This is a genomic window from Duganella levis, assembly GCF_009857605.1.
GTDB classification, from domain to species: Bacteria; Pseudomonadota; Gammaproteobacteria; order Burkholderiales; family Burkholderiaceae_D; genus Rugamonas; species Rugamonas levis.
The window spans coordinates 236,332-261,165 of sequence record NZ_WWCT01000005.1 but is presented as its reverse complement, the minus strand read 5'-3'; the positions used below and the strand labels follow the sequence as shown (position 1 = coordinate 261,165).

The following is a 24,834-nucleotide window of genomic DNA, read 5'->3' as shown; positions in this document are numbered from 1 at the left end:
GAAAGCATAATGTAACCGATCCAACAAAAAAGCCACGCCGCTTTACAGGGGCGTGGCTTCCGGCTTAAGGATGAGGCGCTTATTCGGCGTTCATTTCTTTCAGCAGGTTGTCGGCGTGGTCGACGTATTTCATGTTCCACAGGATGTAGCGCAGGTCGACCTGGATGTCGCGGGTCATCTTCTTGTTGAAGTCCCAATCGGAGATGATGGAATCGAGCGTGCCGTCAAACGCCAGGCCGATCCACTCGCCCTTGGCGTTCAGCGCAGCCGAACCGGAGTTGCCACCGGTGATGTCCAGCGTGGCCAGGTAGGCGACCGGCACCGATTTCAGCTTCGGATCCATGTATTTGCCGTATTCCTTGGCCTTGATGGCTTTCAGCTGCGCGGCTGGGGCGTTGAACTCGCCCTGGCCGGTGGCTTTGGCGGCTACGCCTTCAACCGTGGTGAAGGCCTTCCAGGTGGTGCCATCGGCGCCCGGATCGCGGCCGGCGATCTTGCCGAAGGTGACGCGCAGGGTGCTGTTGGCGTCAGGATAAACCGCCTGGCCCTTGCTGTGCATGTAGGCGATCTTGGCCTTCATGTAGTTGGCGTAGGCTTGCTGCAGCTTGCCGCCCAGCTCTTCCTCTTGCGCTTCGTCTTTCAGGTCAGGCTCGTACAGCGCCACGGCGGCCTTGATGAAGGCGTCGTCGCTGGCCTTGAAGTCGGCCGGCTTGCGGTCCAGCCAGGCTTTACGCTCGGCCAGGTCGCCCAGCTTGCTGCCGGCGTACAGCTTGTCCAGCGCGGCTTGCAGGTCGGCCTTGCTCATGCCGTCCTTGATGCCGACCACCGAGTCAAACGCAGCGTTGCGTTCGGCCGCCGGCTGCGCGGCGTACTTGATCAGGCTGTTCAGCACCAGCGCCTTGTCGACCTTCTCGTCGTAGTTGCGCACCAGCGCGTCCACCGACGATTTCAGGCGCGGCACGTCGCGCACCTGGTAGCCGGCTTTGCGGTCGGCGTCCGGCTTGGTGTTTTCGTTGGCCAGGCGGTACAGCATGCGCGCGGTGTTCAGCAGGCGCGGTTTGGACGAACCGAAGTAGTAGTCGCGCTTGATTTCCGCATCGCGCTGGGCGATCAGTTTTTCCACCTGCTCGATGTCGCTGGCGTACTCGGCCTTGCGCTTGTCGTCGGCGTTGATCCACTGTTTCAGCGCTTCGTGCTCGGCGGTCTTACGCTGCAGCATATCGCTGCCGGCGTAGGAGTCCAGCATGCCCTGACGGTTCTTGTAGTAGTTGTTGATGCCGGCCACTTGCGACGCATACTTCAGCGCGGTGTCCTTGTTGTCCTTGGTGGTGTCGGCAATGATGGCCAGGCTTTCGGCCGATTGCTTCACAAACGCCGGATAGTTCCAGTCGAAGGTGAAACCGACTTCCGACGGCAGGCGGTGGCGGTTGGTGCGGCCTGGGTAGCCCAGCACCATGATGAAATCGCCTTCCTTGACGCCTTCCTTGGCCAGCTTCAGGTAGTGCTGCGGCACGTAAGGCACGTTGTCCTTGCTGTAGTCGGCAGCCTTGCCGTCCTTGCTGACGTAGGCGCGGTAGAAGCCGTAGTCGCCGGTGTGGCGCGGCCACATCCAGTTGTCGGTATCGCCGCCGAACTTGCCCACGCCTTCCGGCGGTGCGTGCACCAGGCGGACGTCGCGGATTTCCAGCTGCTTGATCAGGTAGTACTCCAGGCCGCCGTAGTAGGAGGACACGGTGCAGCGGTGGCCGGCGTCTTTTTCGCACTCGGCCTGGATGGATTTCTGGTTCTTCTCGATCGCGTCGACGCGCGCCTTGCCGCTCAGCTTGGCCACTTCCGGCGTCACCACCTGCTTGCTGACGTCGGTCACGGCCTTGGTCACCCAGATGCGGCTGCCCGGCGAGGCCGGCAGTTCTTCGCCCAGGTTGTGGGCCAGGAAGCCGTTGGCCAGCAGATTGCGTTCCGGCGTCGAGTTATGGGCGACGCTGCCGTACACGCAGTGGTGGTTGGTGGCGACCAGGCCTTGCGGCGACACGAAGGACGCCGAGCAGCCGCCCAGGCTGACGATGGCGCCCATCGGGAACTCGGTCAGCTTGGTCAGGGTGGCCGGATCCAGCTTGAGGCCGGCGGCTTTCAGTTCTTTGGCTACTTGTGGCAGCTGTTGTGGCATCCACATGCCTTCGTCCGCATAGGCGGAGGTGCTCAGGATGGCGAGCGCGATCAAAGTTTTTTTCATGTCTCTTAGGAAGTGGTTGAACGGCGCTCAGGAGTATAGCAATAAAAAAACCGGGGTTGCCCCCGGTTTTTTTAGTCAGCCTTGATGGCTTCGATCTGGATCGCCAGTTTGACTTCCGGCGAAAAGTTGGGGAGGCCGTAGTTGAGGCCGAAGTCGCTGCGCTTGAATTCAGCGCTGGCGTCGGCGCCGCAGGCTTCCTTCTTGTAGCGCGGATGCATGATGCACTTGAACTTGTTGACCTTCAGCGTCACCGGTTTGGTCACGCCCAGCATGGTCAGTTCGCCGTCCACCGCCACCAGCTGGTCGCCTTCAAACTTGAACGACTTGCTGGTGTAGCTAATAGTCGGGAACTTGGTCACGTTGAACATGTCCTCGCCCTTGGCGTGCTTGTTCATCGCTTCCAGGCCGAAGTCGATCGAGGCCGGGGCGATCTTGATGTCGAGACCACCGGTCTTGGCCGCGCGATCCATGGTCACCGTGCCGCTGGTTTTGTCGAACTTGCCGCGCCATACCGACAGGCCCATGTGATCGGCCTCGAAGCTCGGGTACGTATGCGTCGGGTCGATGTTATAGGTGGCGGCGATGGCCGACGTGGCCGAGGCGGCCAGCAGCGTGGCGATCAGGATCTGTGCTTTCATCTTATGGTGTCTCCGTTGGTGGGGTTATTGTGCTGCGACGACGTGGAACTTGATGGCGACATCATCGGCCACCATGCTGGTGTCTTTCCATTCGCCTTCGCCGATGTTGTAGGCCAGGCGTTTGATCGGCAGCACGCCGTCAAACACCTGGTTCTTGCCATCGGCCTTGACGGTCAGCGGGAAGCTGACGTCGGTGGCCTTGCCCTTGATGGTCAGCTTGCCGGTCACGGTCAGCTTGCCGGCGCCGGCGCTCTTGATCGACGACGACACGAAGGTCGCTTTCGGGAACTGGGCGGCGTTGAACCATTCTTTCTTGGTCACTTCCTTGTTGTACTCCGGATCGCCCAGGTCCATGCTGCCGGTCTCGACTTCCACGGTGGCTTTGGCGGCGTCCGGCTTGGCGGCGTCGTAGTCGATGTTGGCGGTGAATTTCTTGAACTTGGCATCGACCGGCACGTTCATTTGCTTGAAGGTGGCGGTGACGGTGCTCTTGGCCGGATCGGTTTTCAGGGCGGCGGCGCTGGCGGCAAAGGCGATACCCAGCATGGATACGAGGGCGATTTTTTTAATGGTGTTCATATAAAGCTCCAGTGGATGGGTGGGATTACAGCGGCAACATGCGTTTCAGCGTCACGTCGCGGTCGATGAAGTGATGCTTCAGTGCGGCCAGGGCATGAGCGACCACTGCGGCCGCCATGGTCATGGTCAAAATATAATGGACATTTTGTAAGATTGGCTTAAGTTCAGGATTAGCCGCCATCACGGCCGGCATCTGCCACAGGCCCAGGTAGACCACCGGCACGCCGGCCGCATAGGTGTAGAAGTAGCCCGACAGCGGCACCGCGAAGATCAGGAAGTACAGCAGGTAATGCATGCCTTCGGCGATCATGTGCTGCCAGTCGGGAATGGACGCCAGCTTGGCCGGCGGCTTGTGCGTGACGCGCCACAGCACGCGCAGCACGGCCAGCGCAAACACCGTCACACCCATCCATTTGTGCCAGGAGAAGTATTTCAGCTTGGTCGGCGAAAAGCCGTGGATCGCGACCATGGACAGGCCGAGGAAGAAAGTAGCGATGATGAGCAAGGCGACCAGCCAGTGCAGCAGCATTGCGGTTTTGGTATAGCGTGGCATAAAGCGGCTCCGAGGAAATAGTACGTGTTAGGACTAAATATACCAAAGAAATCCGATGTGCGCTTGCCAGGGCAAAAAAAAGCCCCGCGACGTGGAAGCCGGCGGGGCTAGTGTAGAACAAATTTCTTATCTACATCAGATGGCTTTGGCCAGAGCTGCGGCGATACCGGTGTAGTTGGCCGGGGTCATGGCCAGCATCAGATCCTTGGCTTCCTGCGGCACGGCCAGGCCGTTGATGAACTCCTGCAGCGCCACTTTCGAGATGCCTTTGCCGCGGGTCAGCTCTTTCAGCTGCTCGTACGGGTTCTCGATGCCGTAGCGGCGCATCACAGTCTGCACCGGCTCGGCCAGCACTTCCCAGTTGGCGTCGAGGTCGGCTTCCAGGCGGGCCGGATTGACTTCCAGCTTGTTCAGGCCGCGCAGGCAGCTGTCGTAGGCCAGCAGCGTGTAGCCGAAGCCGACGCCGATGTTGCGCAGCACGGTCGAATCGGTCAGGTCGCGTTGCAGGCGCGATACCGGCAGTTTTTCCGACAAGTGTTTCAGCACGGCGTTGGCCAGGCCCAGGTTGCCTTCCGAGTTTTCGAAGTCGATCGGATTGACCTTGTGCGGCATGGTCGACGAACCGATTTCGCCGGCTTTCAGCTTCTGCTTGAAGTAGCCCAGCGAGACGTAGCTCCAGATGTCGCGGTTCAGGTCCAGCAGGATGGTGTTGGCGCGGGCGAAGGCGTCGAACAGTTCGGCCATGTAGTCGTGCGGTTCGATCTGGATGGTGTACGGATTGAACACCAGGCCCAGGCGCTGCTCGATCACGGCCTTGGAGAAGGCCGGCCAGTCGAACGATGGATAGGCCGACAGGTGGGCGTTGTAGTTGCCGACCGCGCCGTTCATTTTGCCGAGGATCTCGACCTGCTCGATGCGCACGATGGCGCGTTGCAGGCGGGCCACGACGTTGGCCATTTCCTTGCCCAGGGTGGTCGGGCTGGCGGTCTGGCCGTGGGTGCGCGACAGCATCGGCAGCTCGGCGTTGGCGTGGGCGATCTCAGTCAGGCGGGCGATCACTTTGCGCAGCGACGGCAGCATGACGTTGTCGCGCGCGGCTTTCAGCATCATGCCGTGCGAGGTGTTGTTGATGTCTTCCGAGGTGCAGGCGAAGTGGATGAACTCCGACGCGGCCACCAGTTCCGGCACATCCTTGACTTGCTCCTTCAGCCAGTACTCCACGGCCTTGACGTCGTGGTTGGTGACGGCTTCGATTTCCTTGATGCGGGCGGCATCGTTTTCGGTGAAGTCGGCGGCGATCTTGTCCAGCAGCGCGGTGCCTGCGGCCGAGAACGGCTTGATTTCGTCGAAACCGGCCAGCGACAGCGCTTGCAGCCAGGAGATTTCTACTTTGACGCGGTGGTGCATGAAGCCGGATTCGGACAGGATCGGGCGCAGCAGATCGGTTTTACCGGCGTAGCGGCCGTCCAGCGGCGACAGCGCCGACAGCGTGGAGTAAGGAGTAGTGGTCATGATGGAAGGAGCGAAGTTGAAAAAGCAGAGACCGTGATTTTACCATTGGCGGCCGCCCAAGCCGCCGATGTTATACTGAAGCCTGTTCTTCCTCTATAAGTGTCTATGAAACTCATCGGTTCCCTCGCCAGCCCTTATGTCCGCAAGGTTCGTGTCGTGCTCGCGGAAAAAAAGCTCGATTGCCAGTTTGAACTGGAGAATGTGTGGGCGGCCGACACCATCATCAACCAGTTTAATCCGCTGGGCAAAGTGCCGAGCCTGATCATGGAAGATGGCACGGTGATGATCGATTCGCGCGTGATGGTCGAGTATCTCGATACGCTGACGCCGGTCTGCAAGCTGCTGCCGCCGAACGGCCGCGACCGCGCCGACGTCAAGTGCTGGGAAGCGCTGGCCGATGGCATGCTGGACGCCGCCGTCAGCGTGCGCCTGGAGCGCACCATGCGGCCGCCGGAGAAGCAAAGCGAAGAGTGGATGGCGCGCCAGATGCGCAAGGTCGAACTGGGCCTGAAGACGCTGTCCGACAAGCTGGGTGAGCAGGCCTATTGCAACGGCATCCATTACTCGCTGGCCGATGTGGCGGTCGGTTGCACGCTGGGCTGGCTGTCGTTCCGCTTCCCGGAAATCACCTGGCGCGACGACTACGCCAACCTGGCCAAGCTGTACGATAAGCTGTCCGAACGCCAGTCGTTCAAGGACACGCTGCCGGCGTAAGCCATGCCCAAGACCACGCCGCCAGAGGCAGACAGCCGGCGCCTGCAGATGGCCGACATTGCGCGGCTGGCCGGCGTGTCCACCTCGACCGTGTCGCGCGCGCTGGCCGGCAGCAAGCTGATCAGCGAAGAGACGCGCACCCGCGTCATGGAGCTGGCGCGTTCGCTCAAATACAACATCAACATCGGCGCGCAGAACCTGCGCATGAAGCAGAACCGCACCGTCGGCGTGGTGGTGCCGTACGACCCGGCCACGCGCCAGCATCTGTCCGATCCGTTTTTCCTGGCGATGCTGGGCAGCCTGGCCGATGCGCTGACCGAACAGGGCTTCGACATGCTGGTGTCGCGCGTCGATGCCAGCGAACTGGACGCGGCCGCCGCGCCTTTCGATACCGGCCGCGTGATCGGCATCGTGCTGATCGGCCAGTGGCGCCACCATGACCAATTGAACCAGCTGGCCGCGCGCCATGTGCCGATCGTGGTGTGGGGCGCGCAACTGCCGCAGCAGCTGTATTGCACCGTCGGCGGCGACAACCTGGCCGGCGGCCAGCTGGCCGGCGCCCATTTGCTGGCGCAGGGCCGCCAGCGGATCGCTTTCTTCGGCGACATCAACCTGCCGGAAATCGGCCAGCGCTACGCCGGCTTGTGCCAGGCGCTGGCGGCGGCCGGCCTCGCTGCCGATCCGGCCTTGCTGGTGCCGGCGTCGTTTGTGCCGGACGGCGGCCGCCTGGCGGCTGAAGAATTGCTGGGGCGTGGCGTGGCGTTCGACGCCGTGTTCGCCGGCAGCGACCTGATGGCCATGAGCGCCATCAACGCCTTCCGCCAGCACGGGCTGGACGTGCCGGGCCGGGTGGCGGTGGTCGGCTATGACGATATTCCGCTGTCCAGCTACTTCCACCCGCCGCTGACCACCGTCCAGCAGCCGATCCAGGAGGCCGGCCGCGCGCTGGTCGCGTCGCTGCTGGAACTCACCGAAGGCCGTCCCGCGCCTTCATTGCAACTGCCTACCCAACTGATCGTCCGCGCCAGCACTGTCTGATTTGTGCAACCGATTGCAATGGGACTAAAACCCGTTACAAAAAATTATTTTGCAAGTTTATGCAATCGATTGCATAATGCGTTCACCTGCTCAATAAAGTAGCAGGCTAAAAAATACTGGAGACGACACATGGAACACCGCACCCTCAAACTGGGCGGCATCGCTGCCGCTGTCGCAACTGCCCTGCTGCACATGAACGGCGCCACCGCGCAAGAGACCCCGCCGCCGGCCGACGGCCTGAACATGGAGCGGGTGGTGGTCACCGGCACCAGCGGCGCTTCGTCCAAGATGAAGACCAGCGTCTCCATCTCCACCCTCGAAGGCGACGCCATCAAGAACGCCGCGCCGCTCAGCGCCGCCGAGGTGCTGCGCTCGGTGCCGGGCGTGCGCTCGGAATCGTCGGGCGGCGAGGGCAACGCCAACATCACCGTGCGCGGCGTGCCGATTTCGGCCGGCGGCGCGCGCTATGTGCAGATCCAGGAAGACGGCCTGCCGGTGCTGCAATTCGGCGACTTCAATTTCGCCACGCCGGACAGCTTCGTGCGCATCGACGGCACGCTGGACCACCTGGAAGTGGTGCGCGGCGGCTCGGCCTCCACGCTGGCCACCAATGCGCCGGGCGGCATCGTCAACTTCATCACCAAGACCGGCGAAGAGAAGGGCGGCCATATCGGCATCAGCCGCGGCCTGGGCTACGACGAAACCCGCTACGACTTCGACTACGGCGCGCCGATCTCCGACAAGACCCGCTTCTTCATCGGCGGCAGCTACCGCACCGGCGAAGGCGTGCGCAACACCGGCATGAGCACCGAGGACGGCGGCCAGATTCGCGGCAATATCACGCATGAACTGGACAATGGCTTTATCCGTCTGTCGTTCAAGCACCTGGACGACAAGGCGCCGACCGCGCTGCCGGTGCCGGTGAACGTGGTCAATCACCAGATCCAGGAAATTCCCGGCATCGATCCGCGCACGGTCAGCTTCTACTCGCCGTACTGGGTACGCGATGTCACGCTGGGCAAGAACAACACGCCGGTCTCGACCAACGTCAACGACGGCCTGCACGTCAAGAGCGATACGCTGGGCCTGGAAGGTTCGTTCGATCTGGGCGATGGCTGGAACCTGAGCGACAAATTCCGCGCCGCCAGCAACAGCGGCCGCTTCAGCGGCATCTTCGCCGGCAACAGCGGCACGCTGGGCAATTACGTGTTCGCCACCGGCCCGCAAAAAGGCCAGGCCTACAATGGCCGCGCCTTCTCCGCCGTGGTGTTCAACACCTCGATCGACGACGCCGGCAATACGCTGAACGACACCAAGCTGGCCAAGACCTTCAAGCTGGCCGACGGTTCCAAGCTGACCACCACCGCCGGCCTGTACCTGTCGACGCAAAAGCTGGCGCTGACCTGGAACTTCAACGAATATCTGATGCAGGAAACCGGCGACAAACCGGCGCTGCTGCAAACCGCCAGCACCACGCCCGGCCTGGTGGGACCGGCCTTCGGCGCCTGCTGCTCGCGCGCGGTCGACATGGAATACAAACTGACGTCGCCGTATCTGAACGTGGGCTATGAAGCCGGCCCGCTGAACCTGGACGCCAGCGTGCGCCAGGATCGTCAGCGCGCCACCGGCACCGCCAACATCGCCACCGCCAGCGCGGCCAATGGCGGCGCGCTGCGCTACGATCCTGCCACCGAGCAGCTGGTCGACTACAAGATCAACCACAACTCGTATTCGGTGGGCGGCAACTACGCCATCACCAAAAGCCTGGCGCTGTTTGCGCGCGTCAGCGACGGCGTGGCCTTCAATGCCGACCGCATCCTGTTTGGCACGCCGCTGGATGGCAGCGCGCCGATCAACATCAACACCGTCAAGCAGGTCGAGGGTGGCGTGAAATGGCGGAGTGGAGGCGTCAGCACCTTCGTCACGCTGTTCCAGGCCAAGACCGATGAGAGCAATTATGAAGCCACCACGCAGCGCAGCACTTCCAACAAGTACGACGCCAAGGGTGTGGAACTGGAAGGCGCTTACAACCTGGGCGGCTTCCGCATCACCGGCGGCATGACCTATACCGACGCCAAGATCACCGGCACCGCTGCGGCGGACGTGGCCAACATCGGCAACACGCCGCGCCGCCAGGCCAAGTACATCTACCAGATCGCGCCGACCTACACCTTCGACAAAGCCGTCGTCGGCGCCAGCTTGATCGGCACCGGCAAGTCGTGGGGCGACGATGCGCATACCATCATCCTGCCGGCGTATGAAGTGGTCAACGCCTTCGTCAACTACAGCGTGACGGAGAAAGCCACGCTGTCGCTGAGCGTGAATAATTTGTTCAACAAGATCGGCTACACCGAAGTAGAGAGCGACGGCCATGCCGCCCGTTCGATCTCCGGCCGCGCCGCGAAAGTCTCCCTGTCTTATGCCTTCTAACGTACAGTCGTCCCGCATGCTCGCGGTCTTGCCCGATCAACTGCGCCTGCAAGCCTTGCCGCGCCTGGCCTCCTGCGAGCCGGTGCTGCGCCGGCTGCTGGCCGGGCTATATGGCGAGCAGCCGCACTTCGACGCATGGCTGGGCGATTTGATGGCATCGCTGGGCGAGCTGTATGCGGCGCGTCCGTCGGCGCTGCGCGCGCTGGATGAGCAGCGCGCGGCGCAGCCGGAGTGGTTCCTCAGCCAACGCATGCTGGGTTACTGCGCCTATGTGCAGAACTTCGGCGGCGACTTGAAAGGCGTGGCGGAGCGCATCCCGTACCTGCAGGAGATGGGCGCCAGCTATCTGCATCTGCTGCCGTTCCTGCGCGCGCGTCAGGGGGAGAACGACGGCGGTTTTGCGGTATCCAATTTCGATGAGGTGGAACCGGCGCTCGGCACCAATGCCGACCTGCTGGCGCTGACCACGCAATTGCGCGAGGCCGGCATCAGCCTGTGTTCGGACTTCATCCTGAATCACGTGGCGGACGACCATGCGTGGGCGGTTGCCGCCAAAGCCGGCGATCAACAGGCGCGCGCCATGTTCCTGGCCTATCCGGACCGCGAGATGCCGGACCGTTACGAGCGCACGCTGGGCCAGGTGTTCCCGCAAGTCGCGCCGGGCAATTTCGTCCCGGTGGACGAGATGGGCGGCTGGGTGTGGAGTACCTTCTATCCTTACCAGTGGGATCTGAACTACGCCAACCCGGCGGTGTTCGCGGCGATGGCGGCCACGCTGCTGCGCCTTGCCAATCGCGGCATCGAAGTATTCCGCCTCGATTCCACCGCCTTCCTGTGGAAGCGCGAAGGCACCAACAGCATGAACCAGCCGGAGGCGCACCAGATCCTGCAAGCGCTGCGCGCGATCGTCGATATCGTGGCGCCGGGCGTGCTGCTGAAGGCGGAAGCGATCGTGCCGACGCGCGAACTGCCGGCCTACCTGGGCAGCGCCGACGCGCGCGAATGCCACATCGCCTACCACAGCAGCCTGATGGCAGCCGGCTGGCTGGCTTTGTCGGAGCAGGGCACCGGCATGCTGCGCGAAGTGATCCGCAATACGCCGGCACTGCCGCCGGCCGCCACATGGCTCAGTTACGTGCGCTGCCACGACGATATCGGCTGGAACGTGCTGCGCGCCGAAGCGGCGGCCGACGGCCAGGAACCGAATGCGCGGCTGGCGCGCGCGGCGCGCTTCTTCGCCGGCGCTGAAGGCAGCTACGCCTCCGGTGCGGCGTTCCAGAGTACCGATCCGAACGCGGCGCACGGCAGCAACGGCATGGCCGCTTCGCTGGCGGGCCTGCAGACCGCCGACAACGAAGAGTCGCGCGAACTGGCGATGCGCCGCCTGCAACTGCTGCATGGACTGGCGCTGAGCTTCGGCGCGCTGCCGGTGCTGTACATGGGCGACGAGCTGGCGATGGAAAACGACTACAGCTATCTGGATCGTCCGCAGCACGCGATGGACAGCCGCTGGCTGCAACGCCCGCAATTCGACCGCGCGCGCTGGAAAGGCCGGGACTACACCGGCGCCAGCGCCGGCCAGATGTACCAGTCGTTGATCCGCCTGGTGCGGGTGCGCCGCCAGCATGACGAACTGGCCGCCAGCGCACCGCGCACGCTGCTGGACGATGCGCCGGACGGCATGCTGGCGCTGGCGCGCGGCGAAGGTTTTCTGACCCTGATGAATTTCTCCAGCCAGCCGCAGACCTATGCGCTGCCAGGCCGCTGGACCGACTGTCTGGACGGGAGCATACTGGAAGGCGCGCTGACGCTGGCGCCGTACGCAATGCACTGGCTGGAACGTGGAGCGACAGCATGAGCAAACAAACCGTTGCCGTCTTCGGCGAAGCGCTGGTGGACGATTTCGTCACCGAGCAGGTGGTGGGTGGCGCGCCATTCAATGTGGCGCGCAATCTGGCGGCGTTTGGCGTCGCCACGCTGATGGTCACACGGATTGGCGCCGACAACAACGGCGCGCTGATTTGCGACGAATTTGCGCGCTTCGGTATGAGCGAAGCGGCGTTGCAGGTCGATGAGCGCGGCGCCACCGGGCGCGTGGTGGTCGAGCGCAATGCGGACGGCCACCGCTTCATCATCCTGCCGGATCAAGCATACGATTATGTGGACACCGCGCCGGCACTGGCGGCGCTGGCTGTCGCCCAGCCGGACGTGATTTACTTCGGCACCATGGCGCAGCGCCACGAACAGTCGCGCGCCGCCTTGCGCGCCATGCTGGAGGCGACTTCGGCGCAACGCTATCTGGATCTCAATGTGCGCGAAGGCCAGGTCACCGAACGGATTGCGCACGAGTCGCTGAAGCTGGCCGACATCGTCAAGGTCAACGAGGATGAGCTGAAGGATCTGTTCCGCTGGTACACCCACACGCAGCCCGGCACCGGCGCGGCCGACAGTCCGGAACTGCGCGACGCCTGCCTGACGCTGATGCGCACCTTCGGCCTGCAAGGTCTGATCGTCACGCTGGGCGAACGCGGCGCGCTGTACTTCAGCGCCGATGGCGCGGTCGCCGCCAACGATGAATGCCATCCGCCACCGCGCATCATCGACACGGTCGGCGCCGGCGACGCTTTCTCCGCCGTGTTCCTGTTCGGCCAGGCGCAAGGCTGGCCGATGGCGCTGACGCTGGCGCGCGCGAATGCGTTTGCCGGCGCCATTTGCGGCGTGTCCGGCGCGGTGCCGGCCGATATCGGCTTCTACGCGCCGTGGATCGCCAGCTGGCAGCGCGGCGCGATCCGGCCTGGAGCCGCGTCATGAAAGCGCGGCTGTCGTTCTGGCAGATCGTCAATATGAACATTGGATTCTTCGGCATCCAGTTCAGTTTCGGTCTGCAGCAGAGCAGCATGAGTCCCATCTACAAATACCTCGGCGCCGATGAAGCCAGCCTGCCGTATCTGTGGCTGGCGGGGCCGATGACCGGCCTGCTGGTGCAGCCGCTGATCGGCGCCATGAGCGACCGCACCGTTACGCGCTGGGGGCGGCGCACGCCGTACTTCCTGATCGGCGCCATCCTGTGCAGCCTTGGCCTGCTGGCGATGCCGTTCAGTCCCACGCTGTGGATGGCGGCCAGCCTGCTGTGGATACTCGATGCCGCCAACAACGTCACCATGGAGCCGTACCGCGCCTTCGTCAGCGACAAGCTGCAACCGGAGCAGCACTCGATCGGCTTCCTGACGCAGAGCGCCTTCACCGGCCTGGGGCAAACGCTGGCGTACCTGACGCCGTCGCTGCTGGTGTGGCTGGGTATGAACAAGGATGCGGTCAACAGCAGCCATATTCCGCAGATCGTCATCGTCGCCTTCATGATCGGCGCGGTGTTTTCGATTACGTCGGTGCTGTGGACCTTGAAGACCACCAAGGAAAATCCGCTCAGCGAAGATGAGCTGCAAGCCCTGCGCGCCAAGCCGGCGGGCTGGCGGCATACGCTGGGCGACATCGCCAGCGCGGTGCGCGAAATGCCGCCGACCATGCGCCAGCTGGCGTGGGTCAAGCTGTTCCAGTGGTACGCCATGTTCTGCTATTGGCAGTACATCATGCTGTCGCTGTCGACCACACTGTATGGCACCACCGACCAGGCTTCGCAGGGCTTCCGCGACGCCGGCCTGCTGGCAGGGCAGGTGGGAGCGTTCTACAACTTCATCGCGTTCATCGGCGCGCTGGCGCTGGTGCCGTTCACGCGCCGCTACGGGCCGAAGATCACGCACAGCATCTGCCTGGCGCTGGCCGGTGTGGCCATGTTCAGCATCCCGCAGATCCATACGCCGGCGCTGCTGTTCGTGCCGATGGTGGGCATCGGCCTGGCGTGGGCCAGCATCATGGGCAATCCGTATGTGATGCTGGCGGGCTGCATTCCGCCGGAGCGCACCGGGGTCTACATGGGCATCTTCAATATGTTCATCGTGATACCGATGATTATCCAGATCTTCACGCTGCCGCTGTATTACCGCAGCCTGTTGGGCGGCAATCCTGAAAACGTGATCCGCCTGGCCGGCGTGCTGATGCTGTGCGGCGCGGTGGCGGTACTGGCCGTGAAAACAAAAAAGCCGCAAGCAAGCTTGCGGCCTCTGGCTGAACCGGCGACGTAATTACTCGTCGACGCTCATCTGGCTTTGCAGGTAGTTCTGGATGCCCACTTTGCCGATCAGGTCCAGCTGGGTTTCCAGCCAGTCGATGTGTTCTTCGGTGTCTTCCAGGATCATCAGCAGCAGGTCGCGCGACACGTAGTCGGCGGCTTTCTCGGCGGCGGCGATGCCTTCCTTGACGGTGATCTGTGCGCCTTTTTCCAGCTTCAGGTCGCAGTTCAGCATCTCTTCGGTGTTCTCGCCGACCATCACTTTGTGCATGGCTTGCAGGTTCGGCAGGCCATCCAGCATCAGGATGCGGTCGATCAGTTTATCGGCATGCTTCATCTCGCCGATCGATTCTTCGTACTCTTTCTTGCCGATCTTTTCCAGGCCCCAGTGCTTGTACATCTTGGCGTGCAGGAAGTACTGGTTGATCGCGGTGAGTTCGTTGGTCAGCTGTGCGTTGAGCAAGCGGATAACTTCTTGGTCGCCCTTCATGGGATGTCTTTCTGTGATGATTGCGAATGGCGCCATTGTGCCACGAATTTTCGATTTATGTGGGGCGAATGTCTGATAATTTCGGCGAAATACCCACTAAGTTCGGTGATTGAGAGCACTGGCGCAAATGAAAACTATTAGCATTCGTAGTAGGGACAGTGTGCGGCATCTCACGGTGCCGGCGCGCCGTCGCCGCTACCATGGAAGCTCAACCTTCAGGAGCTAAGCCATGGATTCCATCAACGCCAATCAACCCGAAAATAATCATCAAGACCTGGTCGGCGAAGACGCCGTCCACAAGATCCGCGACTTCGTCGACAGCACGCCCGGCTGCTTCTTCTGCACCAGCGATGCCGATGGCGGTCCCGGCGACGCACGGCCGATGACGGCGCTGCAGGTAGATGAGCTGGGGAATCTGTGGTTTATCTCGGCCAGCGACAGCCTGAAGAACCAGGAACTGGCGGCCGATCCATCGGCCACGCTGTATTTCCAGGGCTCGGCCCACTCCGAGTTCATGCACCTGGAGGGCATCGCCACGGTGTCGCGCGACCCGGTGAAAATCAAGGAGCTGTGGAGTTTTACGATGAAGACCTGGTTCACCGGCGGTGAGGACGATCCGCGTGTGACGCTGATCAAGTTTGCGCCTACCTACGGCTACTACTGGGATACCAAGCACGGCAAGGCGGTGGCCAGCGTCAAGATGCTGATCGGCGCCGTGATCGGCAAAACCCTTGATGACTCCATCGAGGGCCGGCTGGACCTGTAAGACTTAACCCAGCTGGAAGTTAATCGGCACCAGCACGTACACGGGGATGGCCTTGCCATCCTCGATGAACGGCTTGTACAGGGCGCGCAGCACGGCCTGGCGGCCGGCTTCGTCCAGATTGCTGGAACCGGACGATTTCTGCACCGTCACCTGTTCCGCATTCCCTTTTTCCCCAATCAGCACGCGCAGCATCACGGTACCGGTCTCGCCCATGCGGCGTGACATGCTCGGGTACACCGGCGACGGCGCGCGCACGTATTCCACGCCCGACACGGTCTTCGGCGTCGATGGTGCTGGCGGCGCCGGCGGCGCGACTTGAGCGGTGGTTGGCGAGGCATGCGCCGTGGTCGGTTCGGTCGGACGCGGTTGCGGCGGCGGCAGCGTGATGGTCGGCTCGGTTTGCACGATATTCACCAGCGGCAGCGGCGGCACGAAGGTTTGTTTCGGCTGCACCAGCGGCACTTCCTTCGGCTGCGGCTGCGCTTTCAGCGGCTCTGGCGAGGCCACGAACGTCACCGTCACCACCTGCGGCATGATCGCATGCGTCACGGAACGCAGCATGCCGGAATAAGCCAGATAAAACACGACTACATGACCCAGCACAATCGCGGCGAGCGGGGTGAGCTTGCGGGTGCGGCGCTTGAATTCCTGCGCGCGCCCATCGACATCCGCGGACAGCGGCGACGCCGTCCGGCTGTAGGTCATTGTATTCATGATTAGCTAGTGAAGACTGGGCGTTTCAGCACAGTTTCCTGGAGGTTGGCGGCAGCGGCTTGCGCGGCCAGTTGTTCGGTGAGGATTTCTTCCGCGCAGGAGAAGCATTGGCCGCAGCAGGTGGCTACGCCCAGCGCATCGCGCAGTTCATCCATAGAGGTGATTCCCAATTCCATGGCTTGACGGATTTCGCGATCGGAGATGTTGTTGCAGACACAAACAATCATTGATGCACCTTCTGGCTTGGCTATATAAGACTTGAATAAGGCTTGATTAAGACTTTTCTGACATGATTGCTAGCAACTTAATGCGAATCATTATCATTAATCGTATACTGCCCGATTTTTCAACAGTATGCAAGCTAAATAGAAGTCATTCGCATTACCGTTTATAATGCTAGTATCTAATTCCGGCAGGAACGCAACGTTGCGGCCTTGCCGGAGCGCCGCAGCCAACTTTGCCAGCGGCCTCTCGACTGGACTTTGCCATGACGCACGCTGTTTCCCTGACTACCCTCGATGCCCTGACGGTCGGCGCCACCGCCACCGTGGTGCATGTTTCTCCCGGCGCGGATGCCGACGGCGGCGCCGCCTTGTCGCGCCGCCTGATGGAGCTGGGCTTTGTGCCCGGCGAAAAAATCCGCATGCTCAAGCGTGGCATGCCGGGCGGCGAGCCGCTGGCGATCAAAGTCGGCAACTCCACATTTGCATTGCGCCGCTTTGAAGCCGCGCTGGTCTCGATTCAACCGGAATAAATATATGGGTGCAGTAGATAAGCAGGTGTCGCAGGCGCCGACTACGGCGCGCACGCCGATGGTGGCCTTGCTGGGCAATCCGAATTGCGGCAAGACCGCCTTGTTCAACCGTCTGACCGGCGCGCGCCAGAAAGTGGCCAACTACGCCGGCGTGACCATCGAACGCAAGGAAGGCGCGTTCACCACCACCGCCGGCAACGCCTTCCGCGTGCTGGACCTGCCGGGCGCGTACAGCCTGAGCGCCCACACGCCGGACGAGGAAATCACCCGTGACGTGGTGGCCGGCCTGCGCAAGGGCGACGCCGCGCCGGACGTGGTGGTGTGCGTGGTCAACGCCACCAACCTGCGCCTGAACCTGCGCCTGGTGCTGGAAATCAAACGACTCGGCCTGCCGATGATCCTGGCGCTGAATATGGTGGACGTGGCCAAGAAGCGCGGCATCGTCATCGACGCCGACCGCCTGGCGCAGGAGCTGGGCATGCCGGTGGTGGAAACCGTGGCGGTTCAGGCCGGCGGCGAGAAGTCGCTGCTGCGCGCGCTGGACCAGATGCTGCCACTGGCGGTCGGCACGCCGCAGCCGCTGTCGGCCATCGACGCCGTCAGCGTGGAAGACACGCAGCGCGAAGTGCGCCGCATCCTCGACCTGACCGTCAAGGCGCCGGCCGCCACCGACGATGCGCTGTCCGAGAAGCTGGACAACGTGGTGCTGCATCCGGTACTCGGCCCGATCATCCTGGCGGTGCTGATGTTCCTGGTGTTCCAGGCGGTGTTCACCTGGGCCACGCCGGTGATGGACCTGATCAAGGACAGCGTCGACCAGCTGGGCGCCATGGTGCGCGAGGCGATGCCGGACGGCGTGCTGCGCGGCCTGCTGGTGGACGGCATATTAAGTGGCGCCGGCAGTGTGCTGGTGTTCCTGCCGCAGATTCTGATCCTGTTCTTCTTTATTCTTGTGCTGGAAGACTGCGGCTACCTGCCGCGCGCGGCCTTCCTGCTGGATCGCCTGATGGGCGGCGTGGGCCTGTCGGGCCGCGCCTTCATTCCGCTGCTGTCCAGCTTTGCCTGTGCGATTCCGGGCGTGATGGCGGCGCGGACGATTCAGAATCCGCGCGACCGCCTGGTCACCATCATGATCGCGCCGCTGATGACCTGCTCGGCGCGGCTGCCGGTGTATGCGCTGATCATCGCCGCCTTCATTCCCGAGCGCGAAGTGTATGGTTTCCTCAGCCTGCAAGGGCTGGTGCTGTTCGTGCTTTACTTCGCCGGCATCTTCTCGGCAATGGCGGTGGCTTACTTCTTCAAGCGCACGTTAGGCGCCAACCAGCAGCAGCCGCTGATGCTGGAACTGCCGGCCTACCACTGGCCGCACTTGCAGAATCTGGCGCTGGGCCTGTGGGAACGCGCCAAGATCTTCCTGACCCGCGTCGGTACGGTGATCCTGACGCTGATGGTGCTGCTGTGGTTCCTGAGCTCCTTCCCGGGCGCTCCGGAAGGCGCAACGCATCCGCCGATCTACTATAGCCTGGCCGGCCTGCTGGGCCGCGGCCTGGAATACATTTTTGCGCCGATCGGCTTCAACTGGCAGATCTGCATCGCGCTGGTGCCGGGCCTGGCCGCGCGTGAAGTGGCGGTTGGCGCGCTGGGCACGGTGTACGCGCTGTCGCAAAGCGGCGAGGCGCTGGCGCAATCGCTGGAGCCGATCATCGCGGCGTCGTGGACCTTGCCGACCGCCTTGTCGCTGCTGGCGTGGTATGTGTTTGCGCCGCAGTGCCTGTCGACGCTGTCGGTGGTGCGCCGCGAGACCGGCAGCACCCGTTACGCGCTGCTGATGGCCGGCTATATGTTCGCGCTGGCCTACATCGCATCGTTCCTGACTTACCGGATTTCGCTGGCGCTCCTGGGAGGCTAATATGTGGCAAGAGATGATTGTGGCGTTGATCGTGGCGGCAGCGCTGCTGCACTTCAGCACCAAGTATCTGCCGGTGGCGTGGCGCCGGCGGATTGTCTACACGCTGGGCAAGCGCGGTTTCAACGAGACCAGGCTGGCCAAGTTCTTCAAGACGCAGGGCGGCGGCGGTTGCGGCGATGACGGCGACGGCGGCTGCTCCAGTTGCGGCTCGTGCGACACCACGCCGACCAAGACCAACACCACCAACGGCGCACCGCAACAGCGCGTGATCAAGCTGCACGTGCAGCGCTAAGCCCGTCCCACCTGCGGCGGCGCAAAGCCGCCCGCATCACACTCAGCCGCAGTAGGGATCGAACGACTCGGCTTGCGCCATCGGCCAGTACTGGCCGAACACCGGCGGCAGGCGCGACAGCTGGCTCGGGTCCAGCAGTTCGCCTTTTTCCAGGTAGGGCAGCAGCGCCGAGGCCAGCTTGACCTGGTTGTGCGACAGCCGCCGTACCAGGTGGCGCGGACGCAGTTGCGACGGGTGCGTCAGGCCGGCGGCGGCGATCAGCTGCGCCAGCGCTTCCATGGTGTTTTCGTGGAAATTGGCTACGCGCTGGATCTTGTCCGGCACCACCAGCGCGCGCTGACGGCTAGGGTCCTGCGTCGCCACGCCGGTCGGGCAGCGGTCGGTATGGCAGCTTTGCGACTGGATGCAGCCCAGCGAGAACATGAAGCCGCGCGCCGAGTTGCACCAGTCCGCGCCCAGCGCCAAGGTGCGGGCGATGTCGAAGGCGGTGATGATCTTGCCCGAGGCGCCGATCTTGATCTTGTCGCGCAGGTTGGCGCCGACCAGCGTGTTATGCACCAGCAGCAGGCCTTCCTGCAGCGGCGTGCCGACGTGGTCGGTAAATTCCAGCGGCGCGGCGCCGGTGCCGCCTTCGCCGCCATCGACCACGATAAAGTCCGGCACGATGCCGGTGGCCAGCATGGCCTTGACGATGCCGAAGAATTCCCACGGGTGGCCAATCGCCAGCTTGAAGCCGGTCGGCTTGCCGCCCGACAGGGTGCGCAGGCGGTCGATGAATTCCAGCATTTCAATCGGCGTGCTGAAGGCCGAGTGGCGCGACGGCGAGATGCAGTCGCGGCCGACCGGCACGCCGCGCGTCTGGGCAATCTCGATGGTGACCTTGGCGCCCGGCAGCACGCCGCCGTGGCCCGGCTTGGCGCCTTGCGACATCTTCAGCTCGATCATCTTGACCTGCGGCGCGGTGGCGTTGGCGACGAAGCGCTCTTCCGAGAAGGCGCCGTTTTCATCGCGGCAGCCGAAATAGCCGGAACCGATTTCCCACACCAGGTCGCCGCCGTTCTGGCGGTGGTAGGGGCTGATGCTGCCTTCGCCGGTGTCGTGCATGAAGCCGCCCTGTTTGGCGCCGCCATTCAGCGCCAGGATGGCGTTGGCCGACAGCGCGCCAAAGCTCATGGCCGAGATGTTGAACACGCTGGCCGAGTAGGGCTGGGCGCGCGGGCAGTCCGGGTGGTTGCCGATCTCGATGCGGAAGTTGGGGTCTTGCTCCGGCGCCGGCGCGATCGAGTGGTTGATCCATTCGTAGCCGGGGGCGTAGACGTCGAGCTGGGTGCCGAACGGGCGCTTGTCGCTGTCCTGCTTGGCGCGCTGGTAGACGATGCTGCGCTGGTTGCGCGAGAACGGCTCGGCCACCGTGTCGTCTTCCAGGAAGTATTGGCGGATTTCGGGGCGGATCGATTCGAAGAAGAAGCGGAAGTGCGCCAGGATCGGATAGTTGCGGCGCAGGGCGCGCTTGGTTTGCAGCAGGTCGCTGATGCCGACGATGGTCAGGGCGGCTGCGACGGCGGTAATTTCCCACGGCGCCTTTAATGCCAGCGAAGCCAGCAGTGTAACGATCGAGGCATTGAAGACGAGATAGCGTGGTGACAGCAAATTCATGAATACTCCGGCGGCGGCTGTTGAACTGTCGAGTGTACTGCTGTTTCTTGCCGGAATCCATCCCGATCAGGGGAGGCACGCGTCGGCGCGGTTAATGCTAAGCTAGCGGCGTTACGGCGCACGGCCGTTCTTTTTTCTCGGGATAAGTCACATGATCGTCGTTCATCACTTGAATAATTCGCGCTCGCAGCGGGTGTTGTGGTTGCTGGAGGAACTGGGCCTGGAGTACGAGATCGTGCGCTACCAGCGCGATCCCAAGACCATGCTGGCGCCGCCGGAGCTGAAGAAGATCCACCCGCTGGGCAAGTCGCCGGTGATCAGCGATAACGGCATTGTGGTGGCCGAGTCCGGCGCGATCGCCGAATACCTGATCGACACCTACGGTAATGGCCGCCTGATCCCGCCGGCCGGCACCGAGGAACGCCGCCGCTGGACTTACTTCCTGCACTATGCGGAAGGCTCGGCGATGGCGCCGCTGCTGATGAAGCTGATCTTCGACCGGGTCGAGACCAGCCCGGCGCCGTTCTTCGTCAAGCCGATCGCGCGCGGCATTGCGCAGAAGGTCAAGGGCAGCTACATCCTGCCGCAGATCGCCACCCACCTGGATTATCTCGAAGCCGAGCTGGGCAAGGCGCCCTGGTTCGCCGGCAACGACTTCACGGCCGCCGACATCCAGATGAGCTTCCCGCTGGAAGCCGCCTCCGCGCGCGGCGGCCTGGACGGTTCACGTCCCAAGCTGACGGCCTTCCTGAAAAACATCCACAGCCGCCCCGCCTTCCAGCGCGCCCTCGAACGCGGCGGCCCGTACGAACTGCTGAAGTAAGCTTCTTACCAGATCGTTTGCACGTGCGGGTAGGCCCGGATCCGTGCATCTGTGGTGACGATGGGGGCATGGAGCAGCATGGCGGTAGCTACAATGATCCTGTCTGCGGGATCGTTATTCAGGCTACCCGGTAGATAAATCGAGGTGACGGCAATGTTGCTATCAACCGGGATAAAGCATACCCGGTTGATGGCTTCAACCGCAGCTAGCCATGCTCGAATCTCATCGGAATGGGTCTTCGACTGGGGCGACAATATCCCCGTAGTAGCGTACGCTGCCTCTTAGCCTTTCGTCTGGGCCGGTCCGGTATGGCCGAATATCGAGTATCGGCTCACCGTTTTCGGTGAGGATAAATACTTTTTCAGAGGCAGCAATTTCGCGGATTGCGGCCAGTGGATTTTTCAGGAATTCTTCAAGAGAAATGGTTGGCCACATGGCAGTCTCCTTGGTGAAGGATCTACTGATATTACGCTTCCCGCTACGCGGCGCAACCGGTGTCCGCCAAGCCTTTGAGCCCGCTCATGCCGCCGCATCAGCCCAGTCGGGTAGAATGGCGGCTTGATCAAAGCCCGGATGAAGTTGAACATGGGTAGACTCCTTGCCATCGACGGCCTCAATATTGTGCGCCGCGTCTACGAAGCCAGTCCCGAACCTGATAGCCCCGAAAAGGCCGACATCGCGCTGCGCCACGCGCTGTCCTCGCTGCGCACGCTGGTCAACGACCACGAACCCACTCATTTGCTGCCGGCCTTCGATTTCGGCGGCAACACCTGGCGCCACGATTTGTACGCCGGCTACCGCGAAGGCCGCGCGCCGATGCCGTCGCCGCTGCGCGAGGCGCTGCCGGCCTTCTACGACAAGCTGCGCGGCATCGGCATGCATGTGGTGTCGGTGCCCGAAGTCGAGGCCGACGATGTGATCGGCACCGTGGTGCTGCGCTGGCTGGCCGAGGGCCGCGGCGAAGCCACCATCGCCTCCACCGACAAAGACCTGCACGGCCTGATCGCCCACGGCGCCCGCGTGTGGGACCATTTCAAGAGCGAATGGCACGACCACGCCTGGGTCGAGAAGAAGTGGGGCGTTCCCGCCGAACAGCTGCCGGACCTGCTGGCGCTGATGGGCGATGTCACCGATTCGATCCCCGGCGTGTCCAAGGTGGGCGTCAAAACCGCCGCCAAACTGTTGCGTACATACGGCACTCTGGACGCCATCATGGCCGGTGCGGGGATTCTTAAAGATTCCTTGGGGGAAACGCTACGAAAAGAACGTGAAATGCTGTATCTTTCTCGACAACTGGTGGCGTTGAAAACGGACGTGCGGGTTGGCGTTACGTGGAACATGCTGGCCTGGTCCCACTTATAACAAGGTTTGCAAGATGTTAAAAGCAGTCATTATCGACCCTAGCGCCGTGGCGCGCGGCCTGCTCAACACGGTGCTGCTGGACGGCGGCTACGACGTGGTCGGCGCGACCCACACCTGCGCCAGCGCCATGGTGCAACTGATTAAGCACCACCCGCACATTGTGTGCGTGGCCCGCGAGCAGATTGAAAAAGAGGATGAGGCGATCCGCGAAATCCGCAGCAATTGGCCGAAGACCTTGATCTTCATGGTGTCCAGCGAGCTGGATGCGGCCACCATTCAGGCGGCGCACGCGATGGGCGTGAGCGGCTTTATCGTCAAGCCGTTCAAGGCCGATACGGTGCTGAATACGATACGGAATGTGGTGATTGCGATGGTCAAGCGCCAGCGCGCGGCGATGGAAAAAGCTGCCGGCGACGCCCCGCCGGCAGAGGGCGCAGAGCCGGCAGCTTCTTAAGCCGTTCAGGCGATGATGCCGCCGCCCAGGCAGACGTCGCCGTCATACAGCACGGCCGACTGGCCGGGCGTGACGGCCCACTGGGCTTCCATAAATTTCAACGCGAAATCCGATGCGCCTTCCGGCGCGATTTCGCACGCCACATCGGCCTGGCGATAACGGGTCTTGGCCGACAGCGCGCGCGCCTCCGGCGCTTCGCCGGCCACCCAGCTGGCCTGGTCGGCGCGCAACGCCGGCGACAGCAGCCACGGATGGTCATGGCCCTGCACGATGTACAGCACGTTGTTGACGATATCCTTCTTCGCCACATACCAGGCGTCGCTGCTGCCGTCCGGATTCTTGTACTCCTTCATGCCGCCGACGCCGATGCCCTTGCGCTGGCCCAGCGTGTAGAACGACAGGCCCACGTGCTCGCCCACCACCTTGCCTTCCGGCGTCATCATCGGGCCCGGTTTGTACGACAGGTAGCGGTTCAAAAACTCGCGGAACGGCCGCTCGCCGATGAAGCAGATGCCGGTCGAATCCTTCTTGGCCGCATTCGGCAGTTTGAGTTTCTCGGCGATCTTGCGCACTTCGGTTTTCGGGATTTCGCCCAGCGGGAACAGCGTCTTCGACAACTGCGCCTGGTTTAAACGGTGCAGGAAGTAGCTCTGGTCCTTGGTGTGATCGATTGCCTTCAGCAGCTCGCTCTTGCCGCCGTCGTGGCGCACGCGCGCATAGTGGCCGGTGGCGATCAGGTCCGCGCCCAGCGTCATCGCGTGGTCGAGGAAGGCCTTGAATTTGATTTCGGCGTTGCACAGCACATCCGGATTCGGCGTGCGGCCGGCCTGGTATTCGCGCAGGAAGTCGGCGAACACGCGGTCCTTGTATTCGCTGGCGAAGTTGACCGCTTCGATATCCACGCCCACCACATCGGCCACCGAGGCGGCGTCGATCCAGTCCTGGCGCGTCGAGCAGTATTCGGAGTCGTCATCGTCTTCCCAGTTCTTCATGAACAGGCCGACCACGTCGTAACCCTGTTCCTTCAGCAGCCACGCCGAGACCGAGGAATCCACCCCGCCCGACATGCCGATAACGACCCGTTTCTTGCTCATTACTTATCCATTCGCAGTGCTAATCGCTTCCTTGTAGACGGAAGCATGTGTTTGTACCAGTTCCAGGGGAGCGCGGCGGCCCTCCAGATATTCGTCGACGCATTGCAGCACCGTCGGGCTGCGGTGACGGTCGGCGCAGGCGGCCAGTTCGTCGCGCGTCAGCCACATGGTGCGCAGGATGCCTTCGTCCAGCGGACGGTCATGCTTCTCGCCCGGATAGCCGCAGAAGGTGAAGCGCAGATACGTCACTTCTTCGCCGGTGCGGTTGGAGGTGTAGCGCGACATATACATACCCACCAGCGCGGTCGGCGTGAAGTCGTAGGCGGTTTCCTCCAGCGTTTCGCGGACCACGGCCTGCTGTAGCGACTCATACGGGTCGAGATGACCGGCAGGCTGGTTGATGCGGATGCCATCGCTGGTCTCTTCTTCGATCAGCAAGAACTTGCCATCTTTTTCGACAATTGCGGCAACAGTAACAGAGGGTTTCCAGATACGCGGCATGAGTCATCCTTGAAAGAGCCGACATTTTAGCGTGTTCCGGGCTTTTGGTTTGCGCTGGAACAAATTTAGAGGGTAATTAATGACAAATAGTTATACTTGAATTGACGAAACCATTATGTATAAGGAACGACTTGTTCCTTATGATTGTGCCCAAATGAGGGGCACTCCGCCCAAAGTTCCATGTTAGATTGTAGTC

The 24,834-nt window shown here is 62.6% G+C and carries 26 protein-coding genes; 13 read left to right on the top strand and 13 right to left on the bottom strand.

Going from position 1 to position 24,834, the window contains the following annotated elements:
- Window positions 1–79 precede the first annotated feature (79 nt).
- From GTP69_RS09280 to purB, 5 genes are all read right to left on the bottom strand, one after another.
- Window positions 80–2,233, bottom strand: coding sequence for a S46 family peptidase (locus GTP69_RS09280; protein ID WP_161054610.1), 2,154 nt, complete (start codon window positions 2,231–2,233; stop codon window positions 80–82).
- A 71-nt stretch (window positions 2,234–2,304) separates the two neighbouring features.
- Entirely contained in the window at window positions 2,305–2,871 is a 567-nt protein-coding gene (locus tag GTP69_RS09275) for a YceI family protein (RefSeq protein ID WP_161054609.1), read from the bottom strand.
- Between the two features lie 24 nt (window positions 2,872–2,895).
- A complete protein-coding gene (locus GTP69_RS09270; protein ID WP_161054608.1) occupies window positions 2,896–3,450 on the bottom strand; it encodes a YceI family protein in 555 nt (184 codons plus the stop codon).
- A 25-nt stretch (window positions 3,451–3,475) separates the two neighbouring features.
- Entirely contained in the window at window positions 3,476–4,003 is a 528-nt protein-coding gene (locus tag GTP69_RS09265) for a cytochrome b (RefSeq protein WP_161054607.1), read from the bottom strand.
- Between the two features lie 135 nt (window positions 4,004–4,138).
- Complete coding sequence (purB, locus tag GTP69_RS09260; RefSeq protein WP_161054606.1) at window positions 4,139–5,515, bottom strand: adenylosuccinate lyase; 1,377 nt, start codon at window positions 5,513–5,515, stop codon at window positions 4,139–4,141.
- 105 nt (window positions 5,516–5,620) lie between these two features.
- On the opposite strand from purB, the gene GTP69_RS09255 reads away from it, so the two are divergent.
- The 6 genes from GTP69_RS09255 (at window position 5,621) to GTP69_RS09230 (ending at window position 13,836) form a co-directional block, all read left to right on the top strand.
- A complete protein-coding gene (locus tag GTP69_RS09255; RefSeq protein WP_161054605.1) occupies window positions 5,621–6,229 on the top strand; it encodes a glutathione S-transferase N-terminal domain-containing protein in 609 nt (202 codons plus the stop codon).
- Window positions 6,230–6,232: 3 nt separating this feature from the next.
- Window positions 6,233–7,267, top strand: a complete 1,035-nt coding sequence (locus GTP69_RS09250) for a LacI family DNA-binding transcriptional regulator (RefSeq protein ID WP_161054604.1) — start codon at window positions 6,233–6,235, stop codon at window positions 7,265–7,267.
- 129 nt (window positions 7,268–7,396) lie between these two features.
- Window positions 7,397–9,697 carry a TonB-dependent receptor gene (locus GTP69_RS09245; protein ID WP_161054603.1) on the top strand — a complete coding sequence of 767 codons (2,301 nt, stop codon included), beginning with the start codon at window positions 7,397–7,399 and terminating at the stop codon, window positions 9,695–9,697.
- A 16-nt stretch (window positions 9,698–9,713) separates the two neighbouring features.
- Complete coding sequence (locus tag GTP69_RS09240) at window positions 9,714–11,555, top strand: alpha-amylase family glycosyl hydrolase (protein ID WP_229260865.1); 1,842 nt, start codon at window positions 9,714–9,716, stop codon at window positions 11,553–11,555.
- The gene (locus tag GTP69_RS09235) at window positions 11,552–12,508 is read left to right on the top strand and encodes a PfkB family carbohydrate kinase (protein ID WP_161054601.1); all 957 of its coding nucleotides are present in this window, start codon (window positions 11,552–11,554) and stop codon (window positions 12,506–12,508) included. The genes GTP69_RS09240 and GTP69_RS09235 overlap by 4 nt, the downstream gene beginning before the upstream one ends.
- Complete coding sequence (locus GTP69_RS09230; RefSeq protein WP_161054600.1) at window positions 12,505–13,836, top strand: MFS transporter; 1,332 nt, start codon at window positions 12,505–12,507, stop codon at window positions 13,834–13,836. The genes GTP69_RS09235 and GTP69_RS09230 overlap by 4 nt, the downstream gene beginning before the upstream one ends.
- Here the strand turns inward: GTP69_RS09230 and bfr are convergent, their stop codons facing one another.
- Complete coding sequence (gene bfr / locus GTP69_RS09225; protein ID WP_110845527.1) at window positions 13,837–14,313, bottom strand: bacterioferritin; 477 nt, start codon at window positions 14,311–14,313, stop codon at window positions 13,837–13,839.
- Between the two features lie 229 nt (window positions 14,314–14,542).
- On the opposite strand from bfr, the gene GTP69_RS09220 reads away from it, so the two are divergent.
- The gene (locus GTP69_RS09220) at window positions 14,543–15,079 is read left to right on the top strand and encodes a pyridoxamine 5'-phosphate oxidase family protein (RefSeq protein WP_161054599.1); all 537 of its coding nucleotides are present in this window, start codon (window positions 14,543–14,545) and stop codon (window positions 15,077–15,079) included.
- Window positions 15,080–15,082: 3 nt separating this feature from the next.
- Here GTP69_RS09220 and GTP69_RS09215 read toward each other — a convergent pair whose 3' ends face one another.
- Together GTP69_RS09215 and GTP69_RS09210 are read right to left on the bottom strand one after the other, a co-directional pair.
- Complete coding sequence (locus GTP69_RS09215) at window positions 15,083–15,793, bottom strand: energy transducer TonB (RefSeq protein ID WP_161054598.1); 711 nt, start codon at window positions 15,791–15,793, stop codon at window positions 15,083–15,085.
- 2 nt (window positions 15,794–15,795) lie between these two features.
- Window positions 15,796–16,020 (bottom strand): (2Fe-2S)-binding protein, encoded by a 225-nt coding sequence (locus GTP69_RS09210; protein WP_161054597.1) that lies wholly within the window; start codon window positions 16,018–16,020, stop codon window positions 15,796–15,798.
- Window positions 16,021–16,280: 260 nt separating this feature from the next.
- On the opposite strand from GTP69_RS09210, the gene GTP69_RS09205 reads away from it, so the two are divergent.
- From GTP69_RS09205 to GTP69_RS09195, 3 genes are read left to right on the top strand one after another with little or no spacing between them, the layout of a single operon-like run.
- Entirely contained in the window at window positions 16,281–16,547 is a 267-nt protein-coding gene (locus tag GTP69_RS09205; protein WP_161054596.1) for a FeoA family protein, read from the top strand.
- Window positions 16,548–16,551: 4 nt separating this feature from the next.
- Entirely contained in the window at window positions 16,552–18,456 is a 1,905-nt protein-coding gene (feoB, locus tag GTP69_RS09200; protein ID WP_161054595.1) for a ferrous iron transporter B, read from the top strand.
- A 1-nt stretch (window position 18,457) separates the two neighbouring features.
- The gene (locus tag GTP69_RS09195) at window positions 18,458–18,748 is read left to right on the top strand and encodes a DUF6587 family protein (RefSeq protein ID WP_161054594.1); all 291 of its coding nucleotides are present in this window, start codon (window positions 18,458–18,460) and stop codon (window positions 18,746–18,748) included.
- Window positions 18,749–18,790: 42 nt separating this feature from the next.
- On the opposite strand, the gene GTP69_RS09190 is transcribed toward GTP69_RS09195, so the two are convergent.
- Entirely contained in the window at window positions 18,791–20,398 is a 1,608-nt protein-coding gene (locus GTP69_RS09190) for an FMN-binding glutamate synthase family protein (protein ID WP_371867873.1), read from the bottom strand.
- Between the two features lie 157 nt (window positions 20,399–20,555).
- Between GTP69_RS09190 and GTP69_RS09185 the strand changes: the two genes are divergently transcribed.
- Window positions 20,556–21,227 (top strand): glutathione S-transferase, encoded by a 672-nt coding sequence (locus GTP69_RS09185; RefSeq protein ID WP_161054592.1) that lies wholly within the window; start codon window positions 20,556–20,558, stop codon window positions 21,225–21,227.
- 5 nt (window positions 21,228–21,232) lie between these two features.
- Here GTP69_RS09185 and GTP69_RS31820 read toward each other — a convergent pair whose 3' ends face one another.
- Window positions 21,233–21,481, bottom strand: coding sequence for a PIN domain-containing protein (locus GTP69_RS31820; protein WP_371867867.1), 249 nt, complete (start codon window positions 21,479–21,481; stop codon window positions 21,233–21,235).
- Window positions 21,450–21,662: a hypothetical protein gene (locus tag GTP69_RS09180; protein WP_161054591.1), complete on the bottom strand. Its 213-nt coding sequence runs from the start codon at window positions 21,660–21,662 to the stop codon at window positions 21,450–21,452. The genes GTP69_RS31820 and GTP69_RS09180 overlap by 32 nt, the downstream gene beginning before the upstream one ends.
- Before the next feature lie 150 nt (window positions 21,663–21,812).
- Here GTP69_RS09180 and GTP69_RS09175 point away from each other — a divergent pair, with 150 nt between their 5' ends.
- Window positions 21,813–22,589 carry a 5'-3' exonuclease gene (locus GTP69_RS09175; protein WP_161054590.1) on the top strand — a complete coding sequence of 259 codons (777 nt, stop codon included), beginning with the start codon at window positions 21,813–21,815 and terminating at the stop codon, window positions 22,587–22,589.
- A gap of 13 nt (window positions 22,590–22,602) precedes the next feature.
- Window positions 22,603–23,043 (top strand): response regulator, encoded by a 441-nt coding sequence (locus GTP69_RS09170; protein WP_161054589.1) that lies wholly within the window; start codon window positions 22,603–22,605, stop codon window positions 23,041–23,043.
- Between the two features lie 5 nt (window positions 23,044–23,048).
- Here GTP69_RS09170 and mnmA read toward each other — a convergent pair whose 3' ends face one another.
- Window positions 23,049–24,137, bottom strand: a complete 1,089-nt coding sequence (gene mnmA, locus GTP69_RS09165; protein ID WP_161054588.1) for a tRNA 2-thiouridine(34) synthase MnmA — start codon at window positions 24,135–24,137, stop codon at window positions 23,049–23,051.
- A 3-nt stretch (window positions 24,138–24,140) separates the two neighbouring features.
- The gene (locus GTP69_RS09160; protein ID WP_161054587.1) at window positions 24,141–24,638 is read right to left on the bottom strand and encodes an NUDIX hydrolase; all 498 of its coding nucleotides are present in this window, start codon (window positions 24,636–24,638) and stop codon (window positions 24,141–24,143) included.
- Between the last annotated feature and the right edge of the window lie 196 nt (window positions 24,639–24,834).